The sequence below is a fragment of the Paraburkholderia phymatum genome, from assembly GCF_038900715.1.
Lineage (GTDB): Bacteria > Pseudomonadota > Gammaproteobacteria > Burkholderiales > Burkholderiaceae > Paraburkholderia > Paraburkholderia phymatum_A.
Genome location: NZ_JAYMRZ010000028.1, coordinates 76,227 through 95,773 on the forward strand (window position 1 = coordinate 76,227; position 19,547 = coordinate 95,773).

Sequence of the window (19,547 nt, forward strand, 5' to 3'; positions counted from 1 at the left end):
GGCGCGCTCAACCAGCGCCGTGGATACCCCGAGGCCAATGAGCCTTCATGCCTCGTTACAGTTTGCGCGCACGTCACCGCGCGTGCCGGGTCCCGCCTGATCGTCATAGCCGACGATAGCCTTCACTTCGAGAAACGCCTCCAGACCCCACTCGCCATATTCACGGCCGTTGCCCGATCGCTTATAACCGCCGAACGGCGAGCCCGCGTCCCACGCCGGATAGTTCAGATAGACGCTGCCCGCGCGCAGCCGGAACGCCACACGCCGGGCGCGCGCCGGATCCGTGGATTGAACGTATGCAGCAAGTCCAAACGGTGTATCGTTGGCAATCGCGATCGCGTCTTCCTCGTCGCGATACGGCATGATGGCGAGCACTGGACCGAAAATCTCTTCTTGTGCAATCGTCATCGAAGGGTCGACGTTTGCGAATACCGTGGGCCGCGCGTAGTAGCCGCGCGTCAGGCCATCGGGACGTCCCGGCCCGCCGGCTGCGAGCAGTGCGCCTTCCTCGATGCCTTTTTTGATCAGCCGTTGCACGCGCGTATATTGCACGTCGCTCACCACAGGGCCCATCGTGGTGCGGTCGTCGTTCGCGGGACCCACACAGTGAGAGGCCGCCGCATGCTGTGCAATGCGCACGGCCTCGTCGTGCAGCGCTGCGGGCACCAGCATGCGTGTCGGCGCGTTACACGACTGGCCGCTGTTGCCAAAGCACTCATAGACGCCCGAGGTGACGGCGGCTTCCAGGTCCACATCGTCGAGAAGAATGTTTGCGGACTTACCGCCGAGTTCCTGATGCACGCGCTTGACGGTCGGCGCCGCGAGCTTCGCGATTTCCACTCCCGCCCGCGTCGACCCGGTGAACGACACCATGTCGACGTCCGGATGACTGCAGAGCGCCGCGCCCACTGTCGGGCCGTCGCCGTTCACGAGATTGAACACGCCCGGCGGCACGCCCGCGGCATCGAGAATCTCGGCGAACAGCACGGCGTTCAGCGGCGAGATCTCGCTCGGCTTGAGCACCATCGTGCAGCCGGCGGCAATCGCGGGGGCGACCTTGCAGACAATCTGATTGATCGGCCAGTTCCATGGCGTGATGAGCGCGGCCACGCCGACTGGCTCGTAATTGACAAGTGTCGTGCCCTTCTTGCGCTGCCACGCGAAGCGCTCGCAGGTACGCAGGAGTTCTTCGAGGTGACGTCTGCCGAGCGCGGCCTGCCATGTATGCGAAAGCATTTTCGGCGCGCCGATCTCGCGCGAAATGAGATCGGCCATCTCGTCGTAACGCGCCGTATAAGCATCGAGTATGCGGCGAATCAGTGCGACGCGCTCGGTCAGCGGCGTCAGCGAAAACGACGCGAACGCGCGCTTTGCGGCTGTCACCGCGCGCTCCACGTCGTCGGCATTGCCGAGTGCGATCTGCGCGAACGCCTCTTCCGTGCAGGGATCGACAACGGCGAGGCGGGCGTCGCCCGACGGCGCGACCCAGATGCCGTCGATGTAAAACTTCTGTGCATTCAACATCTGCTTCTCAGTCCGAGAGAGTTTCAAGAAGAACTGCCGGGATTGTTAATCCAGAGCCAAACCCGTTAGCTTCGACCGCAGCCTCTCCAGGGTGAGCTGGGTAGCTGGGCGTAGTGATGCATGGCTCCCCGACTTTCGTCGTCTGCGCATATGGTTTGAAAGACGCGTCGACATTTACAAGGGATTGCTGACGATAGGATGCCACATGGTTTGCCGGTGGAGATCTTCAATGTTCCGAAGAGGTCTTTTGAAATGTCCTCCATGGCATGCAAACTATTCGGAAGGAGCGTGTAAAAATCAAAACAAACAGCACTCCCGAGTCGCCTAATGTGCAGTATAGCGAAAAGGCCTTTTGTGCCTTTGATCGCAATCAACGCATGACTATGTTCTACTGAGTACATCGTCGGCGCTTCGACTCCCGGAGTTACGTTGTGTCGGTCGGTCTTACGCGCGTAGCCGTATCGAATGACCTGGAATCACTAAGAAAAACCGAGAGACATCTGGCGTGCGCGTCATATCCATGGCAGCATCGCCAGACGAAAAAAGCGGCAACGGTTGGATGCGGTGCGGCGGCCGTAGATTCCGGCGACGACATTGCCCGCTGAAACGGGCATACGACTTACGCGCCGAGCAGGATTACGCGGGCTCGGCGGCATGGCAACTGGCGGAAGAGGCGTGCCCCCGGAGCATTTCTGTCTCAAGCAGCATGTTCGCCGGAACCGCGTGGAACCATAAATGGCCTTGCTCCATCAGCGCGTGCGGCAGGCTCTAGCGGTGTTTGTCGATCTCAACGCGGTAGTCGATGTGAACGGTTACCGTGTTGAATCGTGCAAGTTTATAGGGTTGAGCTAGCAGCGACTGCAGTGCCGGTGTGTCCATTCGGCGAATGTGCTGGCACGACATCCCGGGAGCTTCTGGAAAGGACGCTCGTCCAGGTTCTTGAGCAGCGGTCGGATCACTTCATTGACCGAGTGGACCGACGCGAACCGATGATGGCGCAGGCGCGCCATGATCTAGCGTTCGACCACTTGGACCAACTTCTACTTTCGGCTCGTCCATCGGGCGATATACGCGTGCAGTGAGGAATGACTTGCCGTAGTGACGTGCAAAGTCCAGTACGGTGTCGCCCGCGCGAGATTCATAGCGGTCGGTGTTGATTTGCACGGAATCCTGCTTGGCCGTCGTACGGATTGCTCGGCATCGAACGCGCGCCGATCACGAGCCCTTCCTTGTGGGTTGTCGTAATTGACACCTTGACGCCAAATTCGTACAGCGTACGAGCCTTGCCTTTGGCCAGACATTCGACTTCCGGTGCATGCAATGCGTAAAGCTTGTTCCTGTCCTTCTGCTTCTGCGACAGGATCCGCCTGGTGCGGCCGATCAACTCCTGCAGCGCATTGCGCCCGGTGTCAGCAACCGATTCGAGCTGACGCTCCACGTCACGCATCACCCGGGCAACGCGCGAGCGCAATGTACGCAGGGCCTTCTTCATGCGCTTGTACTGCTTCGCATGGGCGTAGTGGCCAATCTGACGCGCCAGATGCGGTGCCTCGCGGTTATAGATCTTCCGCAGCTTCAGTCCGTGCCGTGCTGCAGCCTTCACCAGATATTCTCGACACCGTTCGAGCAGGCGAGAGGGGTTGGATGGGCGATCGGCTTTTGCATGACTGTCGTGTCGACGATCACGCGTTTCGCGCTTGAGGCCTTGCTCACGTTTCCGCGCTTCGCCGCTTCGATCGTCTCGGCCAGCAGTTCTTCAACGCAGGCTTCTTCCAGGCGCTTGCGCCAGCGCGTCAGACTCGACGGATCGACCGGCGGCTCGGTCTGCAAATACGTCTCGCCGGTAAAGACCTGGCCAATACGGGTTCTCCACCCATTGCCAGACCACTTCCTCGTCCGACAGATCGAACGCATGCTGGAGATACAACAGCCCAGCAATCAACCTCGGTGACGTTGCCGGACAACCCTTGCGTGAGACGAAGCTCGCGCTCATTGAGGTATCCAGCCGATCCCTGTTGATCAGATCGGCCAGACGTACCAGCGGGTGCTTCAGGTTGATCTGCTAGGAACAGATCGCCTTCGCTCACCGGAATTTGCAGGAAACTACCCGTAATCTGGCAGGTCCCATGCAAATGCATCAACCACTTTCCACTTCAAGCCCTTGCTGTACAAGGTGCTTCGAATTATTCAGACCCGACTCCTTAGACGTTAGGTGTCGCGAATTGGGTGTTAATCACGGCTTCGACCAGCGTAACTCCGTTGGGGGTAAGTGTTACCACATCCCTATCGATTATGACCAACGCCTTGTCAACCAGCGTTCTGAGCGTGGGGCGGATAATCGGATTGTCGAAGAAGCTTCTGCCATCAAAACGCCGCCTGAACACGTTGTCATTCACCGGAACCAGTGTGGAGAGAGCCATTTTGAAAGCGTTCACTTCGCGCTGAAGTGGGGAGACCCCTCGGCTTTCCTCAATGGGCAGACGGTTTTCATCCAGAGCTTCCTTGTATCTTTTGTAGCCGGTGACGTTGATGGCCTCGGCCCGGGTACATTTCGAGCTGGCGCCGAGGCCGATCGCCACTTCCGGGTACTGCTTATCGAGGTCGGTCACTAGCCCTTTCCATTTCTCCGGATGCTGATGGTTCTGGTGAAAGTACGTAGTCGGATGTTCTAGATATCCGGACGAGAGGTACTGCTCGATTAGATCGCGCATCTGATACTGCTTACCCAGCCCCGGGAAGTTCATCTTACGACTGTTAATAAGCCCGTTTTTCTGCCACAGACTTTCTCGTTCTCCGGAAACACCGGTACGCTTTTTCAGAAACTTTTCCATATGTAGCTTGGTGCAGACCACGTGAGAAAGTTCCAGTTCGAGGGTTTTCTCGATGTCATATTTTACATCATCCACGCTCTGGCCAAACATGCCGTAGATAAGGTCGACGCTGACCCAATCCAAGCCGATTTCACGCGCGTTAAAAATTGCATCCAAGCACTGTTCGGCAGAGTGCATACGTCCACACGCTGAGATAATGCGGTCGTCGAAGGCTTGGGCACCGAAGCTGATTTTGGTAAAGCCCAACTCTTTTAACAGTCGAAGGTATTGTTTGGTCAGGGTACCCGGCTCGCCTTCAAAGCGCATGGTAGCAACAGAAAGGTTAAAGTGGCCCTGATAAAAATCCATCAGACGCCGCAACTCAGACTCAGGAAGCAGCGATGGCGTACCGCCGAAAATGTTGAATTCGCCGACTTCGGCATGTGCGAGACATGGAACGTTCTGAAGCCACATAGTGGCCTCTTTGATGTTGTAATCCACCAGATCCCGGAACACTGCCTGTGATGAAGTGGCCTGTGGATTCAGAATAAGCGTCGGGTACTGGCAGAAATGGCAGCGGTAACGGCAGGTGGGGATATATGACCAAAGATGAATCTGCTTTGCCTGTTTTATATCACGCTCCATGTCATCAAGGAAAGCGGCGAGTGGATAATCACAGATATCGCCAGGGAAGACGTGACAACCGAACGGATCTTTAAAGACATACTCCAGAAATGTGATGTTCTCCGGGCGGGAGAGAAAACTATATACTCGCGGCACCGGATAATTTGTATCGATATCGTTTAGTGAGTTCAGAGTTTCGCTGTTCATCAGAAGACCCCACCGTTAGCGAAGTAGTTGTGCGCTTCGCCGGACTCACGATCTTCACAGAAATAGTAGACAAAACGCTCGAAATCTTCCGGTTTGACCACATCGAAACACTCTGGCAACGGCGGCGGAAAACCGATATCGTCACCAACGGCGCGACGCATGGCACTGAAAATTTCATCACAGAACTCGAAATAGAGCCGATAGGCCGGGGTTTTGTAAGCATGGATCGGTTTGAAGTCGATAATTCTTGAATCGTGCTTAATTTCATGGATGCGGTGATACAGACGGTCAGCCGCTGGCTCGGTAAAAAATTCGCGCACGGCGATGTCCTCCAGCAAAATCTGCGGATTGAGTAGTGCCGGCAATACAATGTTTTTGGGAACGTAGTCTTTAATGGAGCAAAACCAGGCCTGCTGCGACTGCGCGGGAGTGGTGTCGTAGAGTGTTGACTTTTGCTTTTGCTCGTCCGGGCGTACGTCTTTCATGATGATGATGCCATCCTGCCCATAGGCGATGCCGCCGATCACTTCCTCCAGAATGGTATCCACGCGACGGCTGTTAATTTCCACTCGGGAATCCCGGGCGTAAACCGGCTTGCCGCCCTCGGCGATTACCCGGATCCCGAAGTCCCAGTCATCGGAGAGGTGTTGTACAAAGCGGCCATTGTTCAGCTGGTAGAAAATTTCGATACCTCCCACTTTGTCGTACAGACTGCGCTCAACGGCAAACCCTTTGCCGTCCGGATAGCCGCCGAACAGCGAAAACGACACGTCACGGCAGCGCAAGGTTTTTTGGATTTCCCGAAAAAGGTTGGGGCGATTGCGGAAGGATTCTTCGTTGTAGTAGTAATTACACGTGCCAAGATCCCCATTTGCCTCAACCATTTTGTTAATCAGCGCGTGCAGCCAGTAAGGATCTACGGTGCAGTCCGCATCGGCCGACACAATATAGTGTTTTTTCTGAACTCCTAGCCGGTTGTCGCGGGCTTTTGCGCGCACAGAAGCGTAATCCATACCGCGTTTTCTGGCGGACGAGACACCCTGAATGGGCTCATGGAGGACATGAATCTCCATGGATGGATTTTGGGCTTTGAAAGTGTTAATTTTTTCAACGGAATCGTCCGTAGAATTATTATCGACAAGAATCAGTTCATAGCTGTTGTGAGTAATCATGCTGTTATGTGTTTTCTGGTTAAACAGGGAGAGCAATACCTCACAGATGCGATTGCCTTCGTTATAAACTGGCAACGCAACTGATACAAATACAGTATCACGCATCCTTCCTTCAGAACAGTGCACGTCGAGAATGTCAATTACATTATTGGAGAGTAACTGCTTACCAATGGAAAAATTCCGCCCAGCAACGTCATACATCAACCGCCTATTATTGAGGAACCGGTACACCTCCTTAATAAATGCTTCATCAGGCAAACCGTCCTGCTCCTCTGATATCGGCATAACCGGCGCCTCAAATCCATACTGACCGTAGACTTCCCAATAATATTCGTAGCTGGTAGTGATGTAGCAGCGCTGGTTACTAATCGCTTCTCCAACAGGATTTCCATAGCTGTCGTAATCCCACGAAGTAAGGAAAGAGACCAGATCGCAGGAGTAATATAAATCCTCAATAGTAGTGGCTTCTCCCAGTGAAAACATGTATTTGTGCCGAAGCGGACCAACGAATTTGATAAATGACTTAACGTTTAATTTTTTGGCCAATGCATTCAGTCCCCGATGGTAAGAACGGTTTTCATCGGGATCGCCTGCCACAACCAGATAAACTTTCCGGTCGATATTGTTCTGACTAAAAAGTTGGTTTAGTCGATGGACCAGACAAACGTCCCGGTCCAAACGCTTTTGCGGAATAATGCGAGTGGTGCGGGCGATCAAAATGTCGCTATCGCGGATAAGGAAATTTTCCCTGATACTAGTATGTTTACCGTGTTCGGTGAAATTATAGGTATTTTTTTTAACCTTGACGTTTACTTTGTGATCACACCACGCTTCCAGTTCATTTTTCAGGTGGTTATTGAGTGTGACGTATGTTATATACTTGGATTTAACAGGCTTAACGGCATGAGGATAAGGTGCTGCACCGTATTTCATCGCATTTTTTTCACTGTTCCACATTAGATCGTGATCGCGCCAGATGACGTAATTCCCTAAGCAATTACGTTTACCGTAATCTTCAATCGCTGTGTATAGCGCCTTGGTATAGATAATATTTTCCGGAAGCGTTCCATTCTCAACAATCACATAACTGATGCCTAGCTTTTCCCATAGCTGAACGATTCGATGTGCCAGTCGCAGAGAAGATTCGCTAATTGCAAGCAGGAGTTCTTCCTGCTCTCTGGAAGAAGCCGGTGGAACTCGACCCATCAGAACATTGTGCGCGTGCGTTAGGAAATCAACGCTGTAGTGGGGAATAGAATCGATATCGTCAATACGAACCAGATCGAATATACCCCTATAAATCTCTTTTTCGTGATCGTAAGGCTTGCCGAATTTTCCTTTATCTACCTTTATATCGTAACCTAGGTCGAGATAAGACTTGATCTGATCCCGCGCAAGGATTTTGGCCATTTTTGACGCCTCAACTGTGATGCCTGATACGGCGACAGCGTCAAATGATATAAATATGGCCGCGGCATGCATATCTTTATGACACATTCAGAATCACCATAAAACAAATTGTGAATATGAATCATAATCGCGACCAAAAAACATTTATTTGCGACACGATGTCGCCGTGGTTCGAACGGGATTTCCGACAGTGCCTCATGGCGCGCTAGGCTTCGAACTATGCCCGGTCGAGACAATGAACGGCGTCGTGTCGCAGATGCAATTTCCGCGACGTGACGTTCGCGTACGGGATGACCGAAACCCCCAAACCTCCCCGGTAACGTTCCAGAGCTGCACCGACGACCCGCTCGTCAAGTGGGTGACAATGAATGGCCGCGTGCAGTCAAATCCTTCGAAATGCAGATCGATTGTTGGAAAGTAAAGTCGTGGATGACAGCATTCCATGAATCCACCGTACTGCGGGAGCAGACACCCCCGGCCGCCGGCACGGCAATTGTCCGCGAGGACGATCGCCGGAGCTTGCGAGGCCGTCACTCAGGAAGCCGTGCTACGCGACCGCGAACAACGCTTGCCGCACAGCAAAATTGAATTGTTTTTCTCGTTCCGGTCCGTGGGCCATCGCCGTGCCGAAGGTGTCCGGCGATGCAGGAGTATCGTTCGTGACGTTGAGCGAGGTAAGGAAGATTGTTGCAGTAGCGGACCCATTCTCGGGCAAATGCTACAGAATCACTTCGAGCATTAGATAACGCACGAATCAGGGTAATTTCTGTGCGTCCCTAACCTTGTGAATACCTATATCTAGTCGATGCAGGGCCCGTCCGAATTCCCGATCTCGAGGCTAGGCTGCCAAAGAACGTGCAGCTTCTCGGGTGGCTTGCCGTTGAGCACTGCAAGCATTAACTCAACGATCGTCACACCTACATCATGCGGAACGGCCCATTGGAGGATTGTGAAGTTGTAGCCCATGAGCGTGTCTGGAGGGAGGCCACCATTGACGATGATCGACATTTCGCTTCCGAGCATGACCCTGGCGTCAACAAGCGCACGCACGGCACCGGCGCCGCATGGGGGGTTGTCCACGATCACGGCAGTCGGTCTCGGATTGCATGAAAGAATACGCGTCATTGCTTCGTAGCTGCTGGCGCGGCTGAGCGTACCTTCGATCACGTAGCGCGCGTTTACGGGCAGACCGGCGGCGGCCATCGCGTCAATGTAGCCTTTACGCGCCTGTGTTGTAAAATGCAACTCCAATGGTCCGTTGAGCAACGCGATCCGGCGGTGGCCAAGGTTCACAAGCCGCTCGACTGCCTGGCGTACTCCGGCCTCGGTGTCGAAATCAAACCAGGAGTACGGACCTGGAAGGATGCTGCGGCCGTAGGCAACGAACGGGATGCCCTTTTTCACAAGATACTGCAGCCGGCGATCATTCAGTTTGGTACGCGTGACGATCATGCCGTCGACGCGGCGTCCTTCAGCCATCCGCTCGTAGGTACGGAGTTCGTCGACGTTAGAGGCCGAGGCAATGATTAGATCCTTGTTGGTGCACTCGATGGCCTTAGTCATGCCGGACACGACTTCGAGGAAGTATGGATCTCCTAGATCATGCGCCGTGGGCGGACAGATGATGCCGATAGCATCGGCGCGCCCGGTTGCCAGGTGCCGCGCCATCGAATTGGGGCGGTAGCCGACGCTCGCCGCAACCGCAATGACTCGCTCACGGGTGCGCTCACTCACTTCCGGGTGGCCGTTGAGCGCACGGCTGACTGTGGTTCGCGACATTCCAAGCTTGTGCGCAAGATCTTTGAGTTTCATCGCGTGTCCCGGTCTTGCCGCTGTCCTGCCAACCTGTCGGGGCCACCGACCCCGTAGCGCGAGGCGTCAACCTGCAACCCTGCCATCATCAACGACATGGACGGGCATCGGATCAGAGATCTCCCCGATCTCGCAGGAATAGAGCGATCCGCTGCATTGCCGACTGGAAAGTCTTCCTCGACCAGCTTCCATTCGCCAAGCGGATGATCGGCAATCAGATCGTGCGTGCCCTTCATCGACTCGGACATGCGCTTGCGGCAATACGTCGGCTCGATATGGTCCTTCGCGGTGCAGAACAGGCAGTACCAGCGGCCCTGATGCTCGAAGACCTGCGGTACTTCCAGTTGCCCGAACACTTTCGAGCGGAACAGCGGCGGGCGCAGCGATCTATGCTCGAGATCGCGCGACATCGCATGCCCGAGCACGCCGCGTCCGATCGCTGGGCCCACGGGCTCTCGTGTGATGAACATCATGTGCCAACAGTCGCCGTTCGGGGCTGCGAAGACTCGGGAGGCGCGGAAGGCCTAGTCCTCCAATACATCTGCTTCAAGAGCGGCTGTACCTGTAAGGATCGGTGTTCAGCATCCGATTGTGCACGAATCGTTCCCACCTGTGCAGATTGTCGGATCAAACTGCACCCGTTTGGTTCGACTTCAGATGATGGTCTGCGCCCAACAACATATACATGGCGGGCACGACGAAGAGCGTAAACAGCGTGCCGATCGACAGCCCCGTGAAGATCACGAGCCCCATCGCGTAGCGGCCCGCCGCGCCCGCGCCCGATGCGATCACGAGCGGCAGCACGCCCAGCACCATTGCGGCCGTCGTCATCAGGATCGGCCGCAAGCGCACGCCGGCCGCTTCTTCGAGCGCCTCGCGCTTGCCGCGTCCCGCGCGTTGCAGTTCGTTCGCGAACTGCACGATCAGAATGCCGTGCTTGCTGATGAGGCCCATCAGCGTGACGAGACCCACCTGCGTGTAGATGTTGAGCGTCGAGAGTCCCATGTTGATGAAGATGAGCGCGCCGAACAGCGCCATCGGCACCGACACGAGAATCACGACAGGATCGCGGAAGCTCTCGAACTGCGCGGCGAGCGCGAGAAACACGATGATCGTCGCGAACAGCAGCGTGATCACGAAGCCGCCGGACTCCTGCACGAACTGCCGCGACAGGCCCGAATAGTCGGCCGTATAGCCCGTCGGCGCGACGTCGGTGGTGGCCTTGCGCAGGAAGTCGAGCACTTCGCCCTGCGAGATGCCCGGTGCGAGCACGCCGGAAATCGTCGCTGAATTGAGCTGCTGGAAGTGATTGATCGACTCGGGCACGATGGTCTGCTTCAGATGCGTGACCGTCGATGCGGGAATCACGCTGCCATCGGGCGTGCGCAAATAGTAGTCGAGCACTTGCGACGGGTTTAGCCGGTCCGTTTGCAACACTTGCGGAATCACCTTGTACGAGCGGCCCGCGATCGAAAAGTAGTTGACGTAGTTGCCGCCGAGCGCCGCGCCCAGCGTCTGCCCGACATCGCTTTGCGACAGGCCGAGCGAAGCGACCTTGTTGCGGTCGACGAGCAGCATGCTTTCCGGCTTGTCGATTTTCAGGTCGCTGTCGACGAAGAAGAACATGCCGCTTTCGCGCGCTTTTTGCAGCACGGCTTGCGACACTTCATTGAGGTTCTCGAACGGCTCCGTCGTGCTGATGACGAACTGCACGGGCAACCCTTGCGCGCCCGGCAGCGGCGGAAACTGGAACGCGGCGACGCGCGCGCCCGCAATGCTGTCCCACTTCTGCTGAAGCTCCTTCTGCAATTGTGTCGCGCCCTTCTTGCGCTTGTCCCACGTCTTGAAGAGCACGCCACCAAAGCCCTGGTTCAGTGTCGGCGCGCCCGTCAGCTGGAACATCTGCGAGTACTCGGGCAACTGCTTCGAGATATCGAACACCTGGTCCGCGTAGGTCTGCATCTGCTGGATCGTCGCGTTCGGCGGCCCCTGGATCTGCGACAGCACGATGCCCTGGTCCTCCTGCGGCGCAAGCTCCGATTTCGACGTCATGAAGAGGTACACGGTGCCGCACAACAACAGAGCGCCCATCACGATGAACACGGGCCACGTGTCGAGCATCGCATGCAGAAGACGCCCATAGCCGCGATGCACGCGCTCGAACTGCCGGTCGACGAAGCGCGCGAAGCGGCCCGACTCCTGATCCGTGCGGAAGAAGCGCGAGCACATCATCGGCGATAGAGACAGCGCAATCACGCCCGATACGGTCACGGCGCCCGCCAGCGAGAATGCGAACTCGGTGAAGAGCGCGCCCGTCAGTCCGCCCTGGAAACCGATCGGCAGGTACACGGCAACCAGCACGACCGTCATCGCGAGAATCGGTCCGCCGAGTTCGCGCGCGGCGATCAGCGCGGCTTCGAAGGGCTGCTTGCCTTCCTCCTTCATATGCCGGTCGACGTTCTCGACCACGATGATCGCATCGTCGACGACGAGCCCGATCGCGAGCACGAGCGCAAGCAGTGTCAGCAGATTGATCGAATAGCCGAGCAGTTGCATCACGAAGAACGTGCCGATCAGCGAGAGCGGCATCGCGATCACGGGCACGATCACCGCGCGGAAACTGCCGAGAAACAGGAAGATCACGACCGTCACGATCAGCAGCGCTTCGACGAGCGTCTTCACCACTTCTTCGATGGCCGTGTTGATGAAGTCGGTTGCGTCGTAGACGATGTCGCCCGTCATGCCTGTCGGGAACTGCTTCTGCAGGTCCGGGAAGATCGTTCTCACGCGCTTCGCGACGTCGAGCACGTTCGCATCGGGCGCCACCTTGATGCCGATGAACACCGAACGCTTGCCGCTGAACGCGACGTTGAAATCGTAGTTGTCCGCGCCGAGCACCACGTTTGCGACATCTTCGAGGCGCACGATCGCGCCATTCTTCTGCTTGACGACGAGCTTCTTGAAGTCGTCGACGGAATGCAGGTCCGTGCCCGCATTCAGATCGACGCTGATCATCTGGCCTTTGGTCGTGCCGAGCGTCGCCAGATAGTTGTTGTTGCCCAGTGCCGTGGAGACGTCGGCGGCCGTGACGTTGTGCGCGGCGAGCCGGCTCGAATCGAGCCACGCGCGCAGCGCGAACTGACGGCCGCCGAGAATTTCCGCCGTCTGCACGCCCTGGATCGAATCGAGCTTCGGCTTCACGACGCGCAGCAGATAGTCGGTGACGTTGTTGCTCGGCAGCACGTCGCTGTAAAAGCCCACGTACATCGCGTCTGTGGTCTGGCCCACCTGCACGGTCAGCACCGGCTGCTGCGCTTGCGGTGGCAACTGGTTGCGCACCGACGCGATCTGCGTGTTGATCTCCGTCAGCGCGCGATTCGAGTCGTAGTTCAGGCGCAGCGTCGCGGTGATCGTCGAGACGCCCGCGCTGCTCTTCGACGACATATAGTCGATGCCCTGGGCCTGCGCGATTGCGGATTCGAGCGGCTGCGTGATGAAGCCGGCCATCGTGTCTGCGCTCGCGCCGTAGTACGACGTCTTGATCGTCACCACGCCGTTTTCGGTCTGTGGATATTCGCCGACCTTCAGCTCGGAGAGCGAACGCAAGCCGAGCACGAGGATCAGCAGACTCACCACCGATGCGAGCACCGGGCGTTCAATGAAGATGTCGGTGAATTTCATCGGGTGGCCTCTTATTGTTCCTGAGGCATCGGATTCGGGTTGTCCGCAGGCAGCACGCGGTTGTCGATCACGAGCGGCGTGCCGTTCTTCAGCTTCAACTGGCCGCTCGTCACGACCTGCATGCCTTCGCTGATGCCCTTGAGTATCGCGACCTGATCGCCGCGCGTCGGCCCTGGCGTGACGAACACCTGCTGCGCGACGGGCATGATCTTGCCTTGCGCGTTCTTTTGCGCGCCGGGCTTCACGACGAATACGGTCGCGCCGTACGGGTTATAGGTGATCGCCGTTTGCGGCAGGGTCAGATAGCGCTGCACGGTGCCCGCGTCGATCTTCACATTCGCGTACATGCCGGGCAGCAGCTTGCGCTCGCGGTTGTCGACGGTCGCTTCGATCTGCACGTTGCGCGTCGTGTTGTCCACGCGCGGATTGATCGAGCGGATCTTGCCGTCGAACGTGCGGTTGCTGAACGCATTCGTATCGACGACGATCGCCTGGCCGACCTGCAATTGCCCGAGCTGCTGTTGTGGCAGATAGAAGTCGGCGTAGATCGGATCGATGGCTTGCAGCGTGACGATCGCATCGCCCGGATTGATGTACTGGCCGGGGTTGACCGTCGTGATGCCGACGCGTCCTGCGAAGGGCGCGCGTATCGTTTTCTTGTCGACGAGCGCGGCCTGCTGATCGACCTGGGCTTTCTTGCTCTTCAGGTCGGCGGCATCGGCGTCGAGCTGGGCCTTCGCAATCGCCTGAATGTCGAACTGCGCCTTGTCGCGCTTATAGACGGTTTGCGCCAGTTCCGCGGCAGCTTGCAGCGACGCAAGCTGCGCGCGGTCAGAATCGTCGTTCAGGCGCACGAGCACCTGGCCCGCCTTCACTTCCTGGCCCGAGCTGAACGCGATTTCGCGCACGAGCCCGGCCACTTCCGTCGTCACGTCGACGCCGCGCACCGCGCGCAGGCTGCCTACGGCGGCAAGCTGCGGCTGCCATGTCTGATAGCCTGCAACAGCGGCCGTGACGGTCGCGGGCGGCACGGCATTGCTCGCCATGAACTTTTTGAGCATGTGCGCCCTGAACAGATTGAAGCCGACCAGCGCGCAGAGCAGTACGCCCACGCAGATCAGCATGATGATCATCCGCCTGGTCATCGGTCTTTTCGTTGTCATCGTTTCGTCCTTGCACGGCAAACTGCTGAGGTACTGATGAGGCACAAACCAACTCGTCCGGTGGCGCTGGCGTCCGCTCGCATGCGACGCGCGGCTATTGCGAAAGGATTCACTGCGGCCTGGCAGACGCCGGAGCGGCCGCCGGCGTGGCCTGGGCTGCCTGACTTGTCGCCGTGTCGTTCCACCAGCCGCCGCCGAGCGCCTGGAACAACGCCGCCGTGTCCGCATAGCGCGCGGCCTGCGCCTGCGCGAGATTCACGACGGTCTGCTGGTACTGGCGCTGTGCATCGAGCAACGCCAGATAGCTGACGCCGCCGATGCGAAACTGGGCGCGCGTCAGATCGAGCGAATCGTGCGCCGCGCGCCATGCTTCCGTTTGCGCGCGCAGGCCGGTGGCATCGTGTTCGAGCGCGCGCAACGTATCGGCGACGTTCTGGAACGCGAGCAGCACCGTCTGCCGGTATTGCGCGTTGGCCTGATCGAAGGCGGCTTCGGCTGCGCGCTTTTGCGCGCTCAGCTGGCCGCCATGAAAGATCGGCTGCGTGACGCCTGCGCCGATGCTCCAGATCATGTCGGCGTACTTGAGCAAGCCCGCGGGCGTAAGCGCCTGCGGGCCGTAGCTCGCAGACAGCGTGAGCTGCGGATACATGTTCGCCGTCGCGACGCCGACCTGGGCGCTCGCCTGATGCAGCGTGGCGTCGGCGGCGAGGATGTCGGGCCGCTGCCGCGCGAGTGACGACGGCACGCTGACGGGCAAGCTCTGCGGCAGCGTGAACATCGACAGCGTGAACTCGGGCACGCCCGTGTCGCTCGGCGGCTTGCCCGCGAGCACGGCGAGCTGGTGGCGCGTCTGATCGAGCGACTGGCGCAACGGCGGCAACGTCGCGCGCGTCTGCGCGACGAGCGTTTCCTGCGAGAGCACGGCCGCGCGGCTCACGCCGCCAAGCTCGAACTGCTTGCGCAACACGCCGAGCTGCGCGTCCTCGTCGGTGGCGATGCGCTCGGTCGCGTCGATCTGCTCGCGCAGCGACGCTTCCTTGACGGCCGCCGTCACGATGTTCGCGGACAACGCGAGATACGCGGCTTGCAACTGAAAGCCCTCGTAATCGACCTGCGAGCGCAGCGATTCGAGTTCGCGCCTCCCGCCGCCGAATACGTCGAGGTTGTACGACACGCTCACCGATGCGTTGTACAGATTCAGTATTCTATGCAGACCGGGCTGACCGAACGTGACGCCGTTGAATTTCTCGCGTGTCGCGTTGGCCTTCGCATCGACGGACGGATACAGCGTGGTGCCCATTTGCGCGCGCAGATTCTCGCCGGCCTGCCGGAGCGCCGCTTGCGCCGCGGCGACGTTGGGACTGTTGGCGAGCGCTTCGCGGATCAGCGCGTCGAGCGGCTCGCAATGAAAGAGCGTCCACCACTGCGCGGGAATGTCCTGGCCGGCGACGAACTGTTGCGGGACGCCCGATGCGCCCGGCGCCGACGCCGTTCGATCGGGCAGCGGCGTGGGCGTGTAGGTGTCGGTGGCCGGCGGGGCGGGCGTTTGGTAATCGGGACCCAACGCGCAACCCGACAGCGAACAAAACTGTGAAAGCAGGACTGTAACCAGTGCGATGCGCGCGCAAACGCGATGCGCAATGCGGCGCCGAATTGCACCACTAAATTGCCGATGCAATCGGCTGCGACCAACTGCGGTTGACGTCATGGAACACCTATCCACCTTAGTTCGCGTGAGCGGCGTGTTGTCAAAATTGCGGATGCAGAACTTACCCGTCCCCGCTGCGCTGGTCTTCCTGCGAGGCGGTCAATGTAAGCATGAGTGATTTGGAGCGATATTTGGCTCGCCTCCGCAGCGAACTTCGGGCGCGCGCATCTGATAACAGGTTGCGAACATCCTTCGCGCGTGGTCAATGCCTGTCAAGCCAGTTCAAAACAATTTCGACACCCTCATTAATCGACAGCAAACAAGTGTCGATGAAGACGTCTGGTGCCGTCGGCTGTTCGTACGGCGAGTCGACGCCGGTGAAATGTTGGATTGCGCCACGTCTCGCGAGCCGATAGAGTCCTTTGGGATCACGAGCCTCGGCTACGGCCAAAGATGCGTGGACATGAATTTCAGCGAAGTTATGCTTCCCTGCGATGGATTTGGCGAGTTCTCGGTCCGAGCGGAAGGGGGAGATGAGGCACACCAGTACCACGATGCCGGCGTCAGCCATCAATTTTGCAACTTCCGACACGCGCCGTACGTTCTCGTGTCGATCCTCATCGCTAAAGCCGAGGTCCTTGCAAAGACCGAGCCTGACGGAGTCGCCATCGAGAGTGTAGGTGAGGCGGCCGGACGCATGAAGACGCGCCTCAACCCTGTCAGCGATAGCCGATTTTCCAGACCCGGACAGACCGGTGAACCACAGAATGGCAGGCGTTTGTCGTAGCAACCGTCGTCTAGACTCAGGATCAATGCGAAAGTCGTGTGAGTAAAGATGTGAAGTCGATGCCTCGTTCGTCATACACGCCTACGTAAGCTGGTTGGGATGGTTGCTGGAATTCGGGTACGCGCGCTCAAGCATTGCAGCAGTGTGACGTCAGTTGAACGTGGACGAACGGATCTGCCGTCGACGCGGCAGATTGCCGCCTATCATTCAAGGCCCAAGCGCGACGAATCGGAATATTCCGAGCGGTGCAGTCGTTTCCCACTCATACTGGTGCACAGCATGCGGGTTCGTCGGTTGACGATGGCAGGCCGTTCCCGCGTGCCTTGCTCAATAGAAGACCGTCGCACCATACATGTTCGACGCGTCCCCATTTACAGGCTGAAGCAGCGTCCGGGAAGAAGCCTCGCCCGTGATGATTGGCGCTGGTGTTGCAGAGCAATGGAAGACCTGTGAGCTTTTCGTATTCGATCAGCAGTTGGGCTACCGGATGCTCGGAAGTTCTTGCGATCGTCTGCAATCGAGCCGACCCGTCGAGGTGCACAACGGCAGGAACCTTGTCCTGCCATTCCGCGCGCGTCTGATGATCGAACAGCATGTAGGGGTCTGGAGTGCCGGGGCAAAATACGGCAGGAGCACGGTCTTCGAGGCATATTGGTGCCACGGGGCGGAAATGCTCTCGATACTTGATATCGTTGAGGATAGCCTTCATAGCGGGCGAAGTCGCAGCGGCCAGGATGCTTCTGGCACCCAATGCCCGAGGCCCCAGCTCGGCGCGGCCGGCAAGAAAAACGACGGGTTCATTATCCGCGAGTATCCGGGCGAGTTCCGCAATGGAGCAAGGAGACGCCGTCCATCCGGCCGGCACGTCGCCAGTTTTCACGGCTGGTCCGCTATAGACCGACCATTCCAACGGTACGAAGCCTTTGTCCGCGGCCATCGCGCAACAAGCGGCGCCAATCGCCGATCCACTATCATTCGGAAAGGGCGGGACCCAGATTGCGTCGAACAAGCCACTCGCACGTAATGCGCTATTCCATTTGATGTTGAGTGCGCATCCGCCAGAGATACACAAATTTCGCGGCCCCGGAATCGAATGTCGCTGGAGCGCCATTCCCATTTCGTGAACGAGAAGACGCTCAAGGAATACATGAAAGGAGACGAGTACGTCTTCGTGAGGCTTGGTCTTTAGTTGTGGCAGGCTTGCTTCGAAGAAGTCGCGTACAGCTGCGAGCGATGTTTCCGGAAGATGGACATTCTGGCGGTAATTTCGCGCAATTTCCGTATCGCCGGCAAAGCGTTCCTGGTAAAGCCGATGAAACTCAGTGACGATGTCTTCATCGAGGGACCCGAGCGCGATATATGCCATAAGCTTGCCGGCCACGCCAAGATCCCACTCCGCGCCGTCCGCCTTCTTATAGGGCCCAAAATGATGACCTGCCGCAGCGTATATTTGGCCGATGACCGGAAACAGGCAGTCAACGAGGCGCGCTCCGTGGCGTTGTACGTGGTACAGCCTCGGCACCATTCCACCATCCCAGACCAGGCACAACGCGGGCTGCTCGCTCCGCGCGAACGGGCTGGTGCAGTACGCGGAGGCAACATGGCCTGACACATGAGGATAGCTTTTATATGTACGTGACGCTCCGCCGACCAGCAGTCCGGTGCCGTCGACCGAGGCAAGAAGATGGTCTACTTTGCGTTCGATATAGGGGGCGCCATTTAGGCTGACCAGCGTGGAGCCACTGACCATCCGAAACTGTGACTCCACTTCGCCGTCCCAGCCGTCGACAACAAACTGGTCTATATCTTCGACACGCAAGCCACCTTCGCTCAATGCGGCCGCAACTGCATCCAGGTTCTCGATTTTTTGGTATCGCGGGTTGTTTTCCCGCTTCTCCTGTTCGATGCAAAAAACGAGTTTTCCATCCTCGACAACGGCGATTGCTCCGTCGTGTGTCAGCTTGAGGCCACAAATGCGCATAGTATCCCCTACTCAAAGAGGGTAATTGGGTTGAGGCGAAAGGAAAGCCCGGCTCCGGAAGCGCGCGAGCAGACAGTCTTCATTGGGCGACTCACCGACGCACTCCACGCGCTCAACTTCGGTCAGTTCTTCTTTCAGAATTTCCAAGACCGTTTCTGCACCGGCAAGGTGTCCCCACCGCCGGCAACTGGCGTCACGCGCCGACCCGAATATCAATCGGCCACCAGGTACAAGCATCCGTACGAGATTGCGAATAGCGGCGCGCACCTCCTCGATGTTGCCGAGGTAATAAAGGACTTCCGCCACTACGATCAGATCGAACTTGTCGAGGGTCAAAAAATGCTGTACGTCTGAAACAATCCAGACCGTGTTCGGTGGCTCCTTCAGACGTTCGCGTGTTTTCGAGAGCGCTTGTGGCATAACGTCGATAATGGTGAGCCGTTGGCAATGAGGTGCCAATCTTTCCGTAAACGCTCCTCCCGCGCATCCGACTTCTAACGCGTTGGAGACAGATCCGTCGACGAGTGACATTCGGAGCATTTGCTCATGGCGTTGGAGTTCGAAGGGATTACTGTCCAGTTGCCACGGGTCGTCCGCGTCCAATTCTCGACGCAGTAATTCAAAATTCGTTACATTTCTCAATTTGGTCTACCTTACTAGTAGTCCACTACAACGTCGTTGTACGACGCGCTATGCGGGACGCGTCGCTTTCCGGACAGAACCGGCGT

11 protein-coding genes and 3 pseudogenes are annotated in these 19,547 nt (G+C 57.7%); 1 reads left to right on the forward strand and 13 read right to left on the reverse strand.

What is annotated here, in order from left to right:
* Positions 1-45: 45 nt before the first annotated feature.
* From VSR68_RS35845 to VSR68_RS35865, 5 genes and pseudogenes are all read right to left on the reverse strand, one after another.
* Positions 46-1,524: an aldehyde dehydrogenase family protein gene (locus VSR68_RS35845; RefSeq protein WP_342944277.1), complete on the reverse strand. Its 1,479-nt coding sequence runs from the start codon at positions 1,522-1,524 to the stop codon at positions 46-48.
* Positions 1,525-2,295: 771 nt separating this feature from the next.
* Positions 2,296-2,679 (reverse strand): annotated as a pseudogene (locus VSR68_RS35850) (IS21 family transposase); the annotation flags it as partial.
* A 22-nt stretch (positions 2,680-2,701) separates the two neighbouring features.
* A pseudogene (locus VSR68_RS35855) lies at positions 2,702-3,583 on the reverse strand (IS5 family transposase); the annotation flags it as partial.
* Positions 3,584-3,725: 142 nt separating this feature from the next.
* On the reverse strand, positions 3,726-5,165 hold the full coding sequence (locus tag VSR68_RS35860; protein WP_342944278.1) for a radical SAM protein: 1,440 nt from the start codon (positions 5,163-5,165) through the stop codon (positions 3,726-3,728).
* Entirely contained in the window at positions 5,165-7,834 is a 2,670-nt protein-coding gene (locus VSR68_RS35865; RefSeq protein WP_342944279.1) for a glycosyltransferase, read from the reverse strand. Before VSR68_RS35865 ends, VSR68_RS35860 begins: the two co-directional genes overlap by 1 nt.
* 355 nt (positions 7,835-8,189) lie before the next feature.
* On the opposite strand from VSR68_RS35865, the pseudogene VSR68_RS35870 reads away from it, so the two are divergent.
* Positions 8,190-8,480 (forward strand): annotated as a pseudogene (locus VSR68_RS35870) (hypothetical protein); the annotation flags it as partial.
* 65 nt (positions 8,481-8,545) lie between these two features.
* Here VSR68_RS35870 and VSR68_RS35875 read toward each other — a convergent pair.
* The 8 genes from VSR68_RS35875 to nodS form a co-directional block, all read right to left on the reverse strand.
* Positions 8,546-9,559, reverse strand: a complete 1,014-nt coding sequence (locus tag VSR68_RS35875) for a substrate-binding domain-containing protein (RefSeq protein WP_342944280.1) — start codon at positions 9,557-9,559, stop codon at positions 8,546-8,548.
* Positions 9,556-9,969, reverse strand: coding sequence for a hypothetical protein (locus tag VSR68_RS35880; RefSeq protein ID WP_342944281.1), 414 nt, complete (start codon positions 9,967-9,969; stop codon positions 9,556-9,558). The genes VSR68_RS35875 and VSR68_RS35880 overlap by 4 nt, the downstream gene beginning before the upstream one ends.
* 217 nt (positions 9,970-10,186) lie before the next feature.
* Positions 10,187-13,240, reverse strand: a complete 3,054-nt coding sequence (locus VSR68_RS35885) for an efflux RND transporter permease subunit (RefSeq protein WP_342944282.1) — start codon at positions 13,238-13,240, stop codon at positions 10,187-10,189.
* An 11-nt stretch (positions 13,241-13,251) separates the two neighbouring features.
* The gene (locus tag VSR68_RS35890) at positions 13,252-14,403 is read right to left on the reverse strand and encodes an efflux RND transporter periplasmic adaptor subunit (RefSeq protein WP_342944283.1); all 1,152 of its coding nucleotides are present in this window, start codon (positions 14,401-14,403) and stop codon (positions 13,252-13,254) included.
* A 109-nt stretch (positions 14,404-14,512) separates the two neighbouring features.
* Complete coding sequence (locus VSR68_RS35895; RefSeq protein WP_342944284.1) at positions 14,513-16,111, reverse strand: efflux transporter outer membrane subunit; 1,599 nt, start codon at positions 16,109-16,111, stop codon at positions 14,513-14,515.
* 202 nt (positions 16,112-16,313) lie between these two features.
* On the reverse strand, positions 16,314-16,913 hold the full coding sequence (gene cysC, locus VSR68_RS35900; protein WP_342937489.1) for an adenylyl-sulfate kinase: 600 nt from the start codon (positions 16,911-16,913) through the stop codon (positions 16,314-16,316).
* Positions 16,914-17,100: 187 nt separating this feature from the next.
* The gene (gene nodU / locus VSR68_RS35905) at positions 17,101-18,819 is read right to left on the reverse strand and encodes a nodulation protein NodU (RefSeq protein WP_342944285.1); all 1,719 of its coding nucleotides are present in this window, start codon (positions 18,817-18,819) and stop codon (positions 17,101-17,103) included.
* Positions 18,820-18,831: 12 nt separating this feature from the next.
* Positions 18,832-19,461 carry a nodulation methyltransferase NodS gene (gene nodS / locus VSR68_RS35910; protein WP_342944286.1) on the reverse strand — a complete coding sequence of 210 codons (630 nt, stop codon included), beginning with the start codon at positions 19,459-19,461 and terminating at the stop codon, positions 18,832-18,834.
* Positions 19,462-19,547 lie beyond the last annotated feature (86 nt).